Raw genomic sequence first — 16,640 nt, 5'->3', positions numbered from 1 at the left:
CGATGTTGTTGCCGCTCGGGAATTACGGCGGTGCCGCCCCGGTCATGCTGCCGCGCATCGACAGCGTGCTGATCGACGTGGCGGGCACCGCGTGCGGCGGGATAACGAGCGATGCGCGCGGCCACCTCCGGCCGGTATCCAGCACCGGGAGTGGCACAGCGCATTGCGATGTCGGCGCCGTCGAATGGAATCCGGCCTTCGACGACTACCTGTTCAAGCACGGCCTCAACTACTGACAACCCCGGGATAAGCCCATGTCCATACGCTCGATTTGCGCGCTCGCCACGGCCACGCTCGGCTTCGCTTTGTCCGCCAATGCGGCGGTCATCACCGTCGACACCTTCGAGCCGACGCGCTCCCGCTGCAACCTCGCGGCGGCGATCGCAGCCGCGGAATCCAACGTGCGCGTCAATGGTTGCATGGCGGGTGAAGCCGGGGGCGCCGATGTCATCCGGTTCCTGCCCCAGCTCGCCGGGACGGCCGTACTGGCGCCCTCCACCCGGATCACCGGCAGCGTGAGCATCATCGGGAATGGTGCCGACCAAGTCCGCGTCGATGGCACGCTGGTCATCGACCTGCCGGACGATGGCACCTTCAGCCTCGCCAACCTGGAGATGCGCAGCGGCCTGCTGGTCTGGCGTGCCGGAGAGGTCGCCATTGACGGCATTCGCTTCGCACAGCTTCCGGCGGGACGGATGCATAATGGATCGGCAATCGACACGCCGATGGCGCAGATCGGACGCCTGTCGATTCACAACAGCGAGTTCGTCGACAACACCGGCTATCTGGGCGTCGTCGTCCTCAGCCCGACCGCGCGCGTCGACAACGTCGAGATCCACCGCAGCCGCTTCATCGACAACCATCCTTATGGTCCGGGGGCCGGCGCGCTGTATATCGGCTCGCAAACCAGCCAGGTCAGCATCGTCGCAAGCGATTTCGTCAACAACCGCAGCGTGGACGGCCTGGCCGGCGCCCTTGCCGTCGACCGCCCGGCGAGCCTGTCGATCACCGCCAGCGTCTTCGACAGCAACGAGGGTGGCGAAGCCGGGGCGATCTGGGCTTATGGCGGCGAGCTCGATCTGGTGAACAGTTCGTTGACCCGTAATCTGGGTCGCGAAGCCGCGGCCCTGTACATGCTGGGCGGAAACCGATTCGGACTGCGCTTTTCCTCGGTCGTCGACAACGGCATGGCCGGCGGCGCGCCGGCGCTCAACCTGGACACCGGACCCGGCTTGAGCGAATTCCTCGGCAGTGTGCTGCGCGCGCCGCAGGGTGGGCGGGTTTGTGGCTCGGCACCCCTCCAGTCGCTCGGTTTCAACCAGGAGTATGGGCATCGCACCTGCGCCCTCCACGGCCAGGGTGACATCAGCCAATTGCCGTGGCACCTGTCCGCCGTGGAAGCCGGCGCCGGTCGAAGCCGGGTTCCGGCACCGCTCAGGGCCGGCCCCGGTGTCGATCGCGTGCCGTATTACGCGTGCCGGCTGCCGTCGCAGGAAACAATCGCCACCGACGTCCGGGGCGTCGGGCGGCCGTGGAGCCATGGCTTTGCCGATCCCTTTGGCTGGTGCGATGTGGGCCCGGTCGAAAAACATCCCGACGACCCCGCATTCCCCGTCTGGTTCTAACCGCGCCCCTTCCCTGGAGACGCCGATGAAAACCCACTACGCCGCCGCGCCCATCTCGTTGTCACTGAGCGCAAGCGCCGCGACGATCACGGTCAACACCCTTGACGACACCGTCGCCATCCATGGCGCCGGTTCCCTGCGCGAAGCGCTGGACAACGCCGGCAACCATCACGCGGACCTTGTTCACCGTGGCACCGGTGATGCGGTTGTCGACACCTGGGAAGCCGACGATGCGCTTTGCCATGGTTCGCAAGCCGCCATCGTCATCGATGTGGCGAAAGCGGCTCTCGTCCCCCGCGGTGGCACCCTGCCCATCTCTTCCTCCTCCGTGCTGCGCGCGCCGCCGGTCGACCATGGAATGACGACTTCGGACCGGGGCGGCTGATCCGGATGCCCTGGGCCACCTGCGCGCCACCTGCCCGGATTCCAGGGGCGCGCCCCTTACCAGCGACCTTGCCGAAGACAACCGTCCCGCTGACGGCGGTGGCTACGCAACTGCCTGCCGCGATGCCGGCGCCTTCGGATGGCAGCCCCGCCCGATCCGCCCTTCGGCCATGACTCCGAACAGCCGCACTTCACCCTTCTCTCCACACCCACAAAGGACCAACACCATGAAATCGCGAACCCTGATCACGCTCGCCATCAGCGCTGCCATCGCCGGCTGTGCCGAAGGACCGGAACCCGGGCAGGAGGCATCGGTGACGAGAACGGAAAGACCAGCCCCCGTTTCCGCCGCGGCCTCCCCCGCCGCCCCGGCCGCTCCAGGCAAGGTCGCACCCGACGACATGGTGGCCCGCCTCCTGGCCCTGCCCACGCCGCGCCGCCTGGACCTTGACCCGTGCACCCTGATCACCGCCGAAGAGGCGGCAACCGTGGTCACTCCGATCGAAAAGACCGAAGCCAAGGAAGGCCGCGACGACCTCCCCTTCCGCAGCTGCGAGTACCGCGGCGGGTCCATGGGCATGGAGCTTGTGGGGATACAGGTCGGCGGCTATACCGCCGAAGAGTTCGACCTGGTGGTGCGCACCAATGCCGAAGCGGTCGGCCAGACCGCCCAGCCCGTGTCCGGCATCGGGGAGCGGGCGTATTGGGACAAGAACAACCTCTGGGTCCACAGTGGCACCACGGCCGTACGCTTCCAGGTCGCGAAGATCCGGAAAATGGAGGACAGCGCGCTGCTGGAAACGACGCGCACGATTGCGGAAATCGCGTTGGCCCGACTCTGATCCAGGTACACAGACAGCGGGCAAGCCGGACATGCAGTCCAGCCTGAGAGTCCCGCAAGGCTTTCCGATCGTCGATCCGGCGACGCTTCCGGTTATGGCCTTTGACCGGCTTCGCCGCTGGATGCCATCACGAACCGAATCCAGCCTCGGTACGAGGTAGCGTCCAGCGGCGCCCTTTTCCGCCCACCCTTCGCACGCCGGACATCGGCGCCGTCGCTGTCCCGGGTCCGGCGACGCCCATCCACGGATGCCGACCTGCCGGCATGGCCCCGCGTGGCCAGATTCTCCGTTGTCCGCCGAAAGCCTTCCGGAGAACGACATGAAGCGCACCGCCTCCATCTTCGTGATCGCAGCACTTTTCGCGCTGGCAGGCGCCCACGCTCATGCCGCACCAGGCGACCGGCCGTTGGCCGCGCCCCTGTTCGTGCTCGACCGCACCGACATGGTCAACGCCGGGGCCGGCGACATGGGCGCGCCGGCCGCCAATGGCGGCGGCATCGGCGAAATCGTACTCGCCGGCGTCAGCGGCACCGTCAACAAGGCCTTGCTGTACTGGCATGGCGTCGACCTGGACTGGCCCGCCCACGGCTACGTTGGTGGCGACAACCGCTACGAGCAGCCGCAGATCCGCTTCAATGGCAACCCGGTCGTCGGCGAACGGCTGGGTTCCGGCGGTTACAACAACAACTGGGGTTCCGGCACCCAGAACGCACCGCAGAAGTACAGCGCCGCGCTGTACCGGGCCGATGTCACCGCCCTGGTGACGGGCAACGGCACCTACACGCTTGAAGGGCTGGCCGATGGTGCCGGACACAGTGCCAGCGGGGCATCGCTGATCGTGTACTTCGATGACGGCAATCCCGCCAACGACGTGCGCGTGGAACACTACGAGGCGATGGACAGCAACGTCGATACCGGGAAGGGATACCACTGGCTGTCACGCCTGCCGCTGCACTACGTCGGCGGCCGCGCCGAACTGTGGCTGCATGTCGCCGACGGCCAGCGCAATCAGACCGATGGCACCTTCCGCATCCGCGTGTATCCCGGCCTGCTGCCCGGCGACGCGTCCAACTTCTCGTTTTCCACCCCCTACCGTGGCCAGCACCTCTGGGGTGGCGACACGGTACCGCACATGCTGGCCTCACGCCCCAGTGGAGGCGGCGGCCTCTGGGACATCCAGCAGTTCGACATCACCCCCGCCCTGCACCAGCCGGGCGAATACCTTGTCTATTCCTACTATGGCGTCGATGGGATCGACTTCCTGACACTGATGGTCATGCAGGTGGTGCAGTCGGCACCGGGAGCGCCGCCGGCTGTGACGCCATGGCGGCATGATTTCGGCGACCATCCTCAGGGCACGCCGTCGGCGCCGCAGTCGTTCACTTTCCACAACAGGCAGAATGATTCCATTACGGTCACCTCCGTGACCCGCGGCCATGCCAGTTTTTCCATCGCTTCGGACACCTGCACCGGCGTTTCGCTGGCACCGGGCGCAACCTGCGTCGTCGAAGTCACCTGCGCGCCGAATTCGGCGCCGCGCGATTTCCGGTCGCAGCTGGTGTTCAACTGGCAGGACGGCTTCGGGAACGCCCGCACCAGTGGCGCCATTGAGCGCTGCAGCGGCGTGGCCGAGGGCCCGGTCGGACGCATCGCCGTCGACCCGGGCGAAGCCTGGCTGGGTGCCGTCTCGCCGGGCAGCTCGTCGCCCAGCCGGCGCTTCACAGTCCAGAGCATCGGCGACAGCGACGCCACGATGACCAAGGTCGAGGTGACCGGCGCCTATCGTCTGGAATATGCCAAGGTCGAAGACACCTGCCTGGGCTCGACGCTGGCGCCCGGCGAGCAGTGCCATTTCGACCTGCAGTTCCGGCCGCGACCGGACCGGCCGCTGACCACGATGCCGGCCGAGGTCGTCGTGGAATTCACTACCCCGGGCGTGATGCATGTGCCTGCTGCGATACCGATCGGCGCCACCGTCGCACCGGCGGCGGACCACATTTTCGCGGACGGTTTCGAAGCGCCCTGATGCGGGCTGACTATCCACGGCTGACGATCCACGGCTGACTATCCGCGACTGACGATGCGCGGATGTGGAAGCGCGACCGACGGTGCCTGGCTGACAAGCCCGCAATCGCCGCCGCGACCCGGACAGCGGCCGTTACGGCGACGAAGCCAGCGGTCGGATCGACATGCCGGCACCCGAAGCCAGCTCGACGAAGCCGGGAAACGACGTCGCCACGTTGGCGCAGTCGGCGATGGTGACCGGCGCCTGCGCGCGCTGCGCCGCCACCACCATGGACATGGCGCAGCGGTGATCACCTGCGCTGTCGACAACGCCTCCGTGCAACGGCGCACCGCCCTGGATCACGGCACCATCGCCACGTTCGGCGATGTCCGCCCCCAGCGACTTCAGCGCTTTGGCCATGACCGCGATTCGGTCGGATTCCTTGACGCGCAGCTCTTCCGCACCGGTGATCCGCGTCGTGCCCCGCGCAAAAGCCGCGGCCACGAACAGTGCCGGGAACTCGTCGATCATGTCCGGCACGCGTGCGGGCGGCACGTCGATGCCGTGCAGCGCGGCATGACGGACACGCAGGTCGGCCACGGGTTCGCCGCCACTTTCACGCCTGCGCTCGACCGTGATGTCGGCACCCATGTCGCGCAGCGTGTCGAGCAGGCCGGTGCGACGCGGGTTGATGCCGACATCTTCAATGAGCACGTCCGAACCCGGCACGATGCTGGCGGCGACCATGAAGAAGGCCGCCGAGGAAAAATCCGCCGGCACGTCGATGCGGCCCGGCGAGCGCAGGACGGCGCCCGGCTGCAGGCTGATCCAACCATCGACTTCGCGCACGTCGGCGCCGAAGGCCTTGAGCATGCGTTCGGTGTAGTCGCGCGTTGGATGCGGCTCGCGCACGCGCGTGACGCCAGAGGCGTACAGCCCCGCCAGCAGCAGCGCGGACTTCAACTGGGCGCTCGCCACCGGCAGGACCAGGTCGCCTCCATGCAGCCGCTGGCCACCCTGGATGTGCAGGGGCGCCGTGCCCGCCGCGCTGGTAACGATGCGCGCGCCCATGGCCGCCAGCGGTTCCACGACGCGGCGCATCGGACGCTTCGAGAGTGAGGCATCGCCGACCAGCACGCTGTCGAAGGCCTGTCCGGCAAGCAGCCCGGCGAGCAGGCGCATGCCGGTTCCGGCATTCCCGCAATCCAGCGGCGCTCCGGGTGCGCGCAGGCCGTGCAGGCCGACGCCATGCATGATGCGCCGCGACGGCGAAGGCGCTTCGATGCGCACGCCGAGTTGCGTGAAGATCGCCGCCGTCGCGCGCGTGTCCTCGCCTTCCAGGAAGCCATGGATGTCCGTTCGGCCGTCGGCCAGCGCCGCGAACATGACCGCGCGGTGCGAGACCGATTTGTCGCCGGGCACGGTGATCGTGCCGCGCAGCGGACCGCCGGCAGACGCGATCCAGTCCAGCGTCACGCTCACAGGCTTTCCTCCAGGGCCGCCAGCAGGCGGTCGTTTTCATGTGTGCTGCCGACGCTGATGCGCAGGCACTGGCCCAGGCCATAGCCAACCATCGGCCGCACGATGACCGCGCGTTCACACAGGCGCCCTTCGATCTGCGCGCTGCGTTGCGACGAGCTGAATCCCACCAGCAGGAAGTTCGTCCGCGACGGCCAGACCCGCAGGCCCATCGCCGTGAACCCCCGTGCCAGCCGTTCGCGTTCCCGTTCGTTGTGGGCAAGCACCTTCTGCAGGTGCGACTCGTCCGCCAGCGCCGCTTCGGCGGCAGCCAGCGCGATGCCGTTGACGTTGAAGGACTCGCGCAGGCGTTCCAGTACCGCCATCGCGTCCGGATGTCCCAGCGCGTAGCCCACGCGCAGCCCGGCGAGCGCGTAGGCCTTGGAGAAAGTGCGCGTGACGACGAGGTTTGGATGCGCGGCCAGCAGGTTCATCGCGCTGGCCGACCTGGCGTCGGGCTGGAACTCGCCATAGGCCTCGTCGACGACAACCAGTGTCGACGCCGGCACGGTGGCGAGCAGATGCTGCAAGGCCGGCAGCTCGAACCAGGTTCCGGTCGGATTGTTGGGATTGGCCAGGTACAACAGCCGCGTGTCGGCCTCGCAGGCCGCCGCCATCGCGTCCAGGTCATGGCCGAAAGGCGCACTGGCATGGTCTTCGGGCAAAGCCGGGACACAGACGGCGTGTGCGCCGACGGCTGCCGCCGCGATGGCAAAGACAGCGAATCCGTATTGCGAATGGACGATCGTGCCATCGCGCGGCACGAAGGCCTGCGCCAGCTGCATCAGCAGTTCGTGCGACCCGTTGCCGAGCACGATCCGATCGCTGTCCACGCCGTGCAGGCGCGACAGCGCGCGCTTGAGATCACCACCCAGCGGATCGGGATAGCGGTACACGGACGCCAGCGCGCTCCGCGCCGCGTCGAGCGCCGCCGGGCTGGGACCGATGGCGGTTTCATTGGAACCCAGTTCGGCCAGCAGGCCGGGGAAACGGCGCCGCCATGCAACCAGGTCGTGGCCGGGATCGTAGGCGCGCAGGCCGGCGATCGCGGCCGGCAGGCGTTCCCGCTGCCAGGGCAATGTCATGGCTGCACCCTCAGACGATGGCGAGTGGATAGGAGCCCAGCACCCGCACCTGCGCGGCATGGCGCTCCAGTTCGGCCAGCGCGGCGCGCACCGGCGCATCTTCGACATGGCCTTCGAAATCGATGAAGAACGCGTATTGCCACAGGCCCTGGTGCGAAGGCCGCGACTCGATGCGGTTCATGCTGACGCCATGTTCGGCGAACGGCCGCAACACTTCATACAGCGCACCGGGCTGGTCCTTGACGAACACCAGCAGCGAGGTGCGGTCGTTTCCGGACGGCGGGAACAGCTCGCGACCGATGACCAGGAAGCGCGTTGTGTTGTCGGGACGGTCCTCGATCGGACCGGCGACGGCCTTCAGGTGATAGACATGGCCGGCCGCTTCACCGGCGATGGCGGCGGCGTCGTCGGCGTTGCGCGCGCGTCGCGCCGCCTCGGCATTGCTGGACACCGGCACGCGCTCGGCCTTCGGCAGGTGCTGCCGCAACCAGGCCTGGCATTGCGCCAGCGACTGCGGGTGCGAATACACGCGCTCGATATCGGCCAGCTGCCCGCTGCGTGAAAGCAGGTACTGGTGCACGCGCAGCTCGACCTCTCCGCAGATGCGCGCCTTCGAGGTCAGGAACATGTCCAGCGTCACCTGGATCGTGCCCTGCCCCGAGTTCTCGACCGGCACGACTCCGAAGTCGGCGTTTCCGGATTCGACCTCGGTGAACACCTCCTCGATGCTCGCCAGCGGTAGGCCGTGCGCGGAATGACCGAAGTGCTTGCGCGCCGCCTGTTCCGAGAAGGTGCCGTTCGGTCCCAGGAAGCCGATCTTCAAGGGCTGCTGTTGCGCAAGGCAGGCGGACATGATTTCGCGGAACAGGCGCACGATCTCCGCATCGGACAGCGGCCCGTCGTTGCGATCGATGATCCGGCGCAGCACCTGCGCCTCGCGTTCCGGGCGGTAGTAGTCGACAGCCGCTTTCAGCGGGCCCTTCGCCTTGCCGACCTGCTGCGCCCAGCGGGCACGCTCGCCGATCAGTTCCTGGATACGCAGGTCGATCTCGTCGATCTGCGCGCGCACCTGCGCCAGGTCTGGCGCCGTCCTTTTCGCCGGCGCGCCCGCGTGGGCTCCAGCGCCCTTGCCGGCAACCGGCTTGCGCGAACGACTCATTTCAGATCACCCGTATGGAGAGGACGCCGTCGATGGCGGCCATGGCGGACGGCAGCGCTGGTGGCACGTCGTCATCGACATCGATCAGGGTATAGGCCATCGCGCCCAGCGACGCATTGCGCATCTGCGTGATGTTGACGCCGGCCGAACCCAGTACCTGCGTCAGGTGCCCGAGGATGTTCGGCTGGTTGCGGTTGGCCACGCACAGCCGGGCACGGCCTTCGCGCGGCATCCGCAGCCCCGGGAAATTCACCGCATTCACCAGGTTGCCGTTTTCGAGGTAGTCGCGCGTCTGGTCGATGACCATGGCCGCGGAATGCGCCGCGGCCTCGCGCGTGGCAGCGCCGAGGTGGGGCAGCGTGACGACGCCGTCGAGGCTGGTCAGGCCAGGCTCGGGAAAATCGGTGACATAACGGCCGATGCGGCCATCGGCAAGGCCTTCGCGCACCGCGGCCGACGACACCACGCCGGCGCGTGCGAAATTCACCAGCACCACGCCGTTGCGGACATGCGCCAGCGATGCGGCATTGAACAGGTCGCGGGTGGCGTCATTCAAGGGCACATGGAAGCTGACGAAGTCGGAGCCGGCATACAGTTCGTTGATGGATCCGGTGCGCATGACTTCCGCGGACAACTGCCAGGCGCCCTCGACGGTGACGAAGGGATCGAGGCCGAGCACGCGCATACCCAGCAGGCGCGCGGTATTCGCCACCTGCACGCCGACCACGCCCAACCCGACCACGCCAAGCGTGCGACCGGCCAGTTCGCTGCCCTGGAAACGCAGCGGCTGCGCGAGCAGGCGCTGCTGGAAGCCCGGCTCCGCGGCTTCCGCGGCGACATGCGCCAGTGCTTCGGGAAGATGCCGCGCCGCCATCAGCATGCCGGCCAATACCAGCTCCTTGACGGCGTTGGCATTGGCGCTGGGCGCATGCAGCAGTGGAATGCCGCGTGCCGACAGGGCATCGACGTCGACCTGGCCGGCACCTGTGCCGATGCGACCGACGACTTTCAGCGATGCCGGCGAGTTGCCCGGATCCAGTGTCGCCGCCTGCAACAGGATCGCGTCGGGCGTGTCGATCGCCGCGCCCACGCGATAGTGGCCGGCCGGAAAACGGGCCAGCGCCTGGGCGGAAACCGTATCGAGGGTGAGCACACGCAGCATCCGCCCGAGTGTGCCAGAGTTGTGCGCCGCGCCATAGCCCTTGAGCCCATCCATGCCTGCCCCGCCCTGCCCGACGCAACTCCATGGTCGCGGGCCCCGGGAACCTGCCGCGGAGCGGGCACTCCGGACACCCGCATGGCCGGACCGCAGGTCACCGAGCCGGCACTGGGACGGGTCCTCGCATGGGCCGACCGTTACGGCAGCTGGCGCACTGCGCCTGGCCGCCGGCAACGCCGACGATCCGCACGGCCTCAATGCCGTCCGGGAAACGTGACCCCCCACTGCCGCATGGACGGGCGCCGTGAAACAGGCCGATCAGCATTTCCACCCTGGGTGCAGCTACCGGGACGGTTTCCGGCGCTTTCACGTCCCGGAACCCGTGGGAAATAAAGCCCGTGTCAGCGGATCTGTGTAAAGCAGGCGCCACGGGCGGCCGATGCAACGCCAAAGAAGTCCCGTGCGTCGCTGCATACCGATCCGCCATCACCGCCGCCGCATGCCCCTGGACCGCGGCAATGGCCGCTTTGCGGGTTGCAACTCCATCGTCGCACTGACCGGCAGCAGTGCCACTCCCGTCGGCAGCAACACTGCCCGCTGACGCCAGCGATGGCAGGACAAGTCCCGACAGAACCATCGACCGTTTTTTCATTTCCGCCCCCGTCCGCAAAGAAGAGCATCCGTGGGTCATGACCGGAAAATCCACCCGCAGCGGACAGACCAGCCAGGGCGCCAACGCACGACGCCCACCCGATGACCGGGGTCAGGAATTTTCGGTCATTGTCCTGGATGGACAGACGCGCAGCACGGAACAAGGCAGATCATGCCATCCGGCGGCACGCCGCCGGCATCACGGTGCTAGCCGCGCGACCAGCACGACAACAGTGAAGGCGATCGCCAGCACCACCAGCGCGCGTGTGGCGCCGGCGAAACCCAAAGCGGGATCGCGTTCCAGCTCCAGCCGGCCATCGCCAAAGATGGGCGCAATCAGGTTCTCGCGCTTGTAGGCCAGGTGGAAGAATGCCGCGGCGACATGCAGCACGACCAACAGCAGCAACGGCCAGTACAGCCAGCCATGCCAGTCCTCGGCGGCGCGCGCGGTGGCGCGATCGACGCTGGCAACCAGCGGGCCGGCCAGGTCGATGGATTCGGAGAACAGGCCGGTGACCGACTGCGCCAGCGCGAACGCCAGCATCAGCACGATCGACCAGCCGCCCAGCGGATTGTGCCCGGCCCAGCGCGACGGCTTCGGCTCGAACAGCTGGCGCGAATATTCCAGCATCGCCGACGGCCCACGCAGGAAACTGCCGAAGCGTGCGCTTGGACTGCCGACGAATCCCCACAGCACCCGGAACAGCAAGGCGACGAGCAGCGCATAACCGCACCACAGGTGCCAGCCCATGGGCAAGACTTCAAGCAGGCCGCTGCCGAACTGCGCCAGCACCAGCACCGCGATGGCCCAGTGGCTCAGGCGCGTCGGCAGGTCCCACACGCGATAGCGTCGGCTTTCCATGTCAGTGCACGCCCAGTCCGTCGATGCTGGCGATGGTATTCGGATCGAATCCCGCCGCCGCGGCGAAACAGCGCCCGCGCTCGGCGTAGTCGCGGAAGGCCGGGAAACTCGGCGCACCCGGGGAGAGCAGGATGACGCCGCCATTCGACAGCGCAAGGCGTGCCATCGACACCGCGGCCTTGAGGTCGCGCGTTTCCACCACGGCGATGCCGGCTGCACGCATCAACGCCGCGATGCGTGGACCGTTGGCACCCTGCGCAAGGATCAGGCGCGGCTTCTGCGTGCCCAGCGCGGTGACCGCCGACGTCCAGTCCAGGCCGCGGTCGTAGCCGCCGAGGATCAGCGCGATCGGCTGGCTGCGGTAGCAGTCCCAGGCGGCCAGCGTCGCCGTCGGCGTCGTGGCGATGCTGTCGTTGACATAGAGGATGCCGTCGCGCAGGCCCAGTTCCTGAAGCCGGTGCGGCAGTGGCTGGAAGCTGCCGACATGCTTGAGCAGCTTGAAGGCGTCGAATCCTGCGGCTTCGATCGCCACCAGGGCGGCGCAGAGGTTGATGTGGTTGTGACGACCACGCAGCGGCAGGTCGCGCAGCGGCATGACGCGATGCTGGGCGCGGTAGAGGTGGCCTTCGGCGATGTGCCAGCGCCCTTCCGATCCGAAGCGCACCACTTCGCCACGCGTCGAAACCGGCAGCTCCATGCGCGCCGGCAAGACCGCGCGCACGGCATTGCGGAAAAGGCGCAGCTTGTCGCTGCGGTAGCGCTCGACATCGCCGTGCCAGTCCAGATGTTCCTCGGCCAGGCTGGTCAGCACGGCCACGGTCGGCGTGCAGTCGAGGTCCGCGGTCTGGAAGCTCGACAATTCGAACACGTACCAGTCGGCCGGCGGCTGTGCATCGAAGGCCAGAAGCGGCAGGCCGATGTTGCCGCCGAAGCCGACCTGCACGCCACCGGCGCGCAGCAGGTGCGCGATCAGCGCCGAGGTCGTGCTCTTGCCCTTGGTGCCGGTGACGCAGATGGTGTTGGCGCCGTGGTGCTCGGCGAACCAGATCGCCGTGCCCGAGGTGAACTGGGTGCCCTTGGCCTTGGCTGCCAGCACGTCGGGACGGTAGGCGCTGATGCCGGGCGACTTCACCACCACTTCGTAACCGGCCAGGTCCGCATCCGGCTCGCCTTCGGCGGCGAGGATGATGCCGTCGGGCGCCGCGGTCCGGGATTCACTGAGTTCGGCCGCCGGCACGATCCAGGTCAGCATCTTGTCCGGGAAGCGCTGGCGCAGCGCCTGGATCGCTGTCCGCCCCTCGCGGCCACCTCCCCAGATGGCCAGGCGTCGGAACTCAAGCTCGCTGTATCGCATCGAACAACCCCTGGTAACGCGATGGCAAGGCATGGTCGGTGCCGGGTCGCAGCAGCGGCGCCATGTCAAGGCTGCCGGGCGGCAGCTGCGGCAGGATTTCCGCGGCGAATCGCCGCACCAGTGCATCTTCCTTCCACTCGGCGCGGCCGGCCAGCGCCGCCAGCGCAGCGCGTGACTCGGCGGCCTCGCCCACGCATTCGAACGGCTTGTGCGCCTGCCATTCGATCAGGGCGTCGAAGTCGCCGGCCAGTTCCGGATCGTCGAGCAGGTTGCGACCGAAGATCGCCACCAGCGCCGGCTTGGCCATGAACGGCGCCAGCGCAAGGAAAACGAAATGGCATTTCGGGCAGGCGCCGCACCAGCGCTCGCGTGGCTTGGCCCCGAGGATGCGGAAATTGCGGTTGCAGCTGGAGAAATGCTGGTGGTACTGGCTGTGGCGCGCGAACTCGCGCGTGACCGCCAGCTCGCTGAGCGGCCGAAGCAGCGAGAAGTAGTCCAGGTCGGCCGCGATGCGCGCGTGCACCAGCGACGCCAGCGCGCGCTCGAACGCAAAGCCCTTGCTCCATTGGTGATTGACCACCCTGCCCTCCGCTTCCAGGGTTGCCGCCGAGGCCGACTGCTCGTTGGAGAACACGACCGAGTCGAAACCATACAACAACGCCGCCAGCAGCAGGATTGCCGAATTGATCGCCGTCACCGGGATATGGCCGTTCCATGCGCCCTGGCGGTTGAGCTCGAACAGCACCGGCGACAGCGCACGGCCGATGTTGAGCGTCGGCAGGCCGGTATGCGCGGCCACTGCGGCGATCAGTGGCGATTCGCCGACCCAGGTGAGTGTCATGTCTTCGCCCAGCGCACGCAGCATCTCGACACTCACCAGCGAATCCTTGCCGCCGCCGATGGCGACCAGGCTGCGGCGCGGCAGCGCCAGCGCCGGCGCCGTCGTCCCGGCGTCCTCGGCAACGGTGCGCGGAAACGCGATCCGGCCACGCAGGTCCAGGCCGTTGCGCCAGGCGAACTCGGCCAGGCCCTCGACATACACCGCATCCAGCAGCGCGGCGGTCGCGGCATCCGGCACCGCGGTTTCGACGACGATGCGCGCCGGCACCGCCGCCTTGAAATAGCTGACGCCGGCGATCAGGTGCAGCAGCTGCAGCGCTTTCTCCACTGCCTGGGGATGCGCCGGCGCCGGCGCGCCGGGGAACCGGATGGTCTCCACCATCGACGGACCATCGTCGAAGGCGTATTCGAGGCGCGCCTGGCCCGTCGCCGCGTCATAGGTGGCGGACACGAAGCGGAAGGTCCCGATGCCGTCGCGGCGGAAAGTCCACCCACTCATGCCGCACCTCCATCGAGCACGATTTCCAGCGGTCGTCCGCGGCGGTTGTAATCACTGGCCATGACGGCTCCATAGGCACCTGCGATGTCGACCAGCAACACATCGCCGACGGCGGTGTCGGCTGGCAGCCGCCGGTCAAGGGCAAGGTTGTCGGCGCTCTCGCAGACCGGTCCGACGACGTCGGCGCGCATCGTGCGCGGCGCATCGGGGCGGTCGAGGTTGACCACCGGATGCCAGGCTTCGTACAACGCCGGACGCAGCAGCGTGTGCATGCCGGCATCACAACCGACGTACACATGGCGGCCCTTGCGCTTGATGCGCGACACCCGCGCCAGCAGCACTCCGGCTTCGGCGACCAGGTAACGGCCGGGCTCCATCGCCAGCGTCAGCCGCGGATAGGCGGCGCGAAGCTCGTCCAGCCCGGCTCCGAGTGCACCCAGGTCGAGCGCCGGTTCGCCGGGCAGGTACGGGACGCCGAGGCCGCCGCCGGGGTTCAGCGTCGTCACCGTCGGCAGGCGTTCGGCCAGGCTGGCCAGTTGCAGGCCGACCTCGCGCCAGTGGCCGGCATCGAAGACGCCGGAACCCAGGTGGGCGTGCAGCGTGTCGATGACCAGCCCGGCCGCCTGCGCGGCCTCGACGAATGCCGGCAGGTCCGCCAGCGGCAGCCCGAACTTGCTGTCATGGCCGGTGCGCACATGCGCGTGCTGGCCGCGCCCCGGACCGATGTCCAGCCGAACGGCGATGCTGCGGCCGCCGTGGCGACCATCCGCCAGGGCGCGGACCGCTTCCACGCAGTCGAAGGTGACGCGCAGGCCCTGCGCGAGCGCGTCGGCGAACTCGTCGTCGCCGGCCATCGTCGGCGTGAACAGGATGCGCTGCGGATCGAGGCCGGGCAGCGCCTCGCGCACGGCGTCGACCTCGCCCGGCGATACGCATTCGAAGTCGAAGCCTTCGGTTTCCAGCGCGCGCAGGATAGCCGGGTGCGGATTCGCCTTGATCGCGTAGTGCCAGCGCGACACGGCACCGATGCCACGCAGCGCACGGGCCCTTTCGCGTACCGTCCCCAGGTCATAGACATATGCGGGCGTGCCGCGTGCCGCTGCAATATCGCGCAGCGCCTCCACGCGCGCGCGCCACCATGGCTGCGGCCGGCTGGCCCGGTCGCCTGCGTACAGCTGGGCCCAGGTCGGGCCGAATACTTCGTCCTCTTCGGCCGGCAGCGCGCAGGCCGCGATCAGGTCGGCGTGCAGGCGCGGCAGCAGGCCTTCGGCATCGGCCTCGTCGAGCACGAAGGTGAGGTTGAGATCGTTCGACGATTGCGAGATCAGGTGCACGCTCAGCGAACCCATGTCGGCAAGCACGTCGCGCAGGCGGTGCAGCATGCCGCGCATGCCACGGCCGACCAGCGTCACCGCCGTGCACGGCGTGATCGCGCGGACGCGGCAGAACTGCGCCAGCTCCTCGCACAGCGCCGCCAGCACGTCGGACCCGAGCAGGTTCTCGCTCGGGTCCAGCGACACCGTGACGTTGGTTTCCGCCGAACCGATCAGGTCCACCGACAGCCCGTGCTTGCGGAACACCTCGAAGACGTCGGCCAGGAAACCGACCTGCTGCCACATGCCGATGGTCTCCATCGACACCAGGGTGATGCCTCGCCGCGTCGACACCGCCTTGATCGAGGGCGCGGCATCCGGCGCCTCCGGCCCGATTTCGGTGCCGGCCAGGTCGGGATTTCCGGTGTCACGGATCCACAAAGGCACGCCGCTGCGGCGCAGGGGCGACAGGCAGCGCGGATGCAGCATCTTGGCCCCGGTCGTGGCGATTTCCTGCGCTTCCTGGAAATCCAGCCGGCGGAGCAGCCGGGCGCCTGGGACTTCACGCGGATTGGCGCTGAACAGGCCGGCGACGTCACTCCAGATCTCCACCCGCGCCGCCGCCAGCTTGGCGCCGAAGTACGCCGCCGACGTGTCCGAGCCTCCGCGGCCGAGGACGGCAGTGCAGCCGTCCGCGGTGCGCGCGACGAAGCCCTGGGTGATGAAGATGTCGGCATTGCGGCCGGCCAGCCGCTCGCGCAGTTCGTCGTCGCGCTGCGCCGGGACGCTGGCCGACAGCCAGCGCGCCCATTCGTTCTGGTTCGGCTGCGGCTGCGCCTGCAGGCAGTCGCGGGCATCGAGCCAGCGGCTGTTGAGCCCGGCCTGGCGCAGCGCCGCGTTGCCCAGCGTGCTCGACATCAGCTCGCCCATCGCCAGCAGCTCCGCCTGCCAGGCATACAAACCCTGGCAGCGACTGCCGCCGCCGCTGGCCGCCAGCTCCGACAAGTGCGCCAGCCACGGCGCCAGCAGCGCCGGATCGACGCCCAGCTCGGCGGCGAAATCGATGTGCCGCTGCGCCAGTGCTTCGGCCAGCCGGCGCCGCTCGCCGACGTCGGCGGATTCACCAATGGCCTTGAGCGCATCCGTCACGCCGGACAGTGCCGACACCACGACCAGCACGCGATGCCCGGCGGCGTGACGCTGGCGCGCCAGTTCCGCGATCGACCCCCAGCGCGCCACGCGGGCGACGCTGGAGCCACCGAACTTCAAGACGATCCACGGTGCATCAGGCGGGAGCGCCGGGTTGGACGATGCGTTCATCAACGGCTCGGAAGAATGAGCCGG

The 16,640-nt window shown here is 68.3% G+C and carries 13 protein-coding genes; 5 read left to right on the top strand and 8 right to left on the bottom strand.

Features of this window, described 5'->3' with window-relative positions:
* The 5 genes from EDC25_RS11920 to EDC25_RS11900 all read left to right on the top strand — a co-directional run.
* Positions 1-236, top strand: a 236-nt coding sequence (locus tag EDC25_RS11920) for a choice-of-anchor Q domain-containing protein (protein WP_207905713.1), incomplete at its 5' end; no start/stop codon positions are given.
* An 18-nt stretch (positions 237-254) separates the two neighbouring features.
* Positions 255-1,625 (top strand): hypothetical protein, encoded by a 1,371-nt coding sequence (locus EDC25_RS11915; RefSeq protein ID WP_132577542.1) that lies wholly within the window; start codon positions 255-257, stop codon positions 1,623-1,625.
* A 25-nt stretch (positions 1,626-1,650) separates the two neighbouring features.
* On the top strand, positions 1,651-2,010 hold the full coding sequence (locus tag EDC25_RS11910) for a hypothetical protein (protein ID WP_123521744.1): 360 nt from the start codon (positions 1,651-1,653) through the stop codon (positions 2,008-2,010).
* A gap of 226 nt (positions 2,011-2,236) precedes the next feature.
* Positions 2,237-2,851: a hypothetical protein gene (locus tag EDC25_RS11905; RefSeq protein WP_132577540.1), complete on the top strand. Its 615-nt coding sequence runs from the start codon at positions 2,237-2,239 to the stop codon at positions 2,849-2,851.
* A gap of 319 nt (positions 2,852-3,170) precedes the next feature.
* Positions 3,171-4,877, top strand: coding sequence for a choice-of-anchor D domain-containing protein (locus tag EDC25_RS11900; protein WP_164484001.1), 1,707 nt, complete (start codon positions 3,171-3,173; stop codon positions 4,875-4,877).
* 132 nt (positions 4,878-5,009) lie between these two features.
* Here the strand turns inward: EDC25_RS11900 and aroA are convergent, their stop codons facing one another.
* The 8 genes from aroA to EDC25_RS11860 form a co-directional block, all read right to left on the bottom strand.
* Positions 5,010-6,338, bottom strand: a complete 1,329-nt coding sequence (gene aroA, locus EDC25_RS11895) for a 3-phosphoshikimate 1-carboxyvinyltransferase (RefSeq protein ID WP_123521741.1) — start codon at positions 6,336-6,338, stop codon at positions 5,010-5,012.
* A complete protein-coding gene (gene hisC, locus EDC25_RS11890) occupies positions 6,335-7,459 on the bottom strand; it encodes a histidinol-phosphate transaminase (protein ID WP_164484000.1) in 1,125 nt (374 codons plus the stop codon). The genes aroA and hisC overlap by 4 nt, the downstream gene beginning before the upstream one ends.
* A gap of 10 nt (positions 7,460-7,469) precedes the next feature.
* Positions 7,470-8,618, bottom strand: coding sequence for a prephenate dehydratase (pheA, locus tag EDC25_RS11885; protein ID WP_123521739.1), 1,149 nt, complete (start codon positions 8,616-8,618; stop codon positions 7,470-7,472).
* A 1-nt stretch (position 8,619) separates the two neighbouring features.
* Positions 8,620-9,834, bottom strand: a complete 1,215-nt coding sequence (locus EDC25_RS11880; protein ID WP_205984931.1) for an NAD(P)-dependent oxidoreductase — start codon at positions 9,832-9,834, stop codon at positions 8,620-8,622.
* A 793-nt stretch (positions 9,835-10,627) separates the two neighbouring features.
* A complete protein-coding gene (locus EDC25_RS11875; protein ID WP_123521738.1) occupies positions 10,628-11,290 on the bottom strand; it encodes a cytochrome b/b6 domain-containing protein in 663 nt (220 codons plus the stop codon).
* Between the two features lies 1 nt (position 11,291).
* Entirely contained in the window at positions 11,292-12,644 is a 1,353-nt protein-coding gene (gene murD, locus EDC25_RS11870) for a UDP-N-acetylmuramoyl-L-alanine--D-glutamate ligase (protein WP_132577539.1), read from the bottom strand.
* Positions 12,625-13,983, bottom strand: a complete 1,359-nt coding sequence (gene murL, locus EDC25_RS11865) for a UDP-N-acetyl-alpha-D-muramoyl-L-alanyl-L-glutamate epimerase (RefSeq protein ID WP_123521737.1) — start codon at positions 13,981-13,983, stop codon at positions 12,625-12,627. The genes murD and murL overlap by 20 nt, the downstream gene beginning before the upstream one ends.
* Positions 13,980-16,616, bottom strand: coding sequence for a bifunctional aspartate kinase/diaminopimelate decarboxylase (locus EDC25_RS11860; RefSeq protein WP_123521736.1), 2,637 nt, complete (start codon positions 16,614-16,616; stop codon positions 13,980-13,982). Before EDC25_RS11860 ends, murL begins: the two co-directional genes overlap by 4 nt.
* Positions 16,617-16,640 lie beyond the last annotated feature (24 nt).

The sequence above is a fragment of the Pseudofulvimonas gallinarii genome (assembly GCF_004343305.1).
Taxonomy (GTDB): Bacteria; Pseudomonadota; Gammaproteobacteria; order Xanthomonadales; family UBA2363; genus Pseudofulvimonas; species Pseudofulvimonas gallinarii.
Note: the sequence above shows the minus strand (reverse complement) of the source record. Positions and strands in the feature narration are given on the sequence as shown.

Bases quoted from the DNA above. Each gene is read 5' to 3' on its own strand.
- EDC25_RS11905 (WP_132577540.1), top strand. From the start codon at position 2,237: ATGAAATCGCGAACCCTGATCACGCTCGCCATCAGCGCTGCCATCGCC.
- pheA (WP_123521739.1), bottom strand. From the start codon at position 8,618: ATGAGTCGTTCGCGCAAGCCGGTTGCCGGCAAGGGCGCTGGAGCCCAC.
- EDC25_RS11900 (WP_164484001.1), top strand. From the start codon at position 3,171: ATGAAGCGCACCGCCTCCATCTTCGTGATCGCAGCACTTTTCGCGCTG.
- EDC25_RS11880 (WP_205984931.1), bottom strand. From the start codon at position 9,834: ATGGATGGGCTCAAGGGCTATGGCGCGGCGCACAACTCTGGCACACTC.
- EDC25_RS11915 (WP_132577542.1), top strand. From the start codon at position 255: ATGTCCATACGCTCGATTTGCGCGCTCGCCACGGCCACGCTCGGCTTC.
- murD (WP_132577539.1), bottom strand. From the start codon at position 12,644: ATGCGATACAGCGAGCTTGAGTTCCGACGCCTGGCCATCTGGGGAGGT.
- murL (WP_123521737.1), bottom strand. From the start codon at position 13,983: ATGAGTGGGTGGACTTTCCGCCGCGACGGCATCGGGACCTTCCGCTTC.
- EDC25_RS11875 (WP_123521738.1), bottom strand. From the start codon at position 11,290: ATGGAAAGCCGACGCTATCGCGTGTGGGACCTGCCGACGCGCCTGAGC.
- hisC (WP_164484000.1), bottom strand. From the start codon at position 7,459: ATGACATTGCCCTGGCAGCGGGAACGCCTGCCGGCCGCGATCGCCGGC.
- EDC25_RS11910 (WP_123521744.1), top strand. From the start codon at position 1,651: ATGAAAACCCACTACGCCGCCGCGCCCATCTCGTTGTCACTGAGCGCA.
- EDC25_RS11860 (WP_123521736.1), bottom strand. From the start codon at position 16,616: ATGAACGCATCGTCCAACCCGGCGCTCCCGCCTGATGCACCGTGGATC.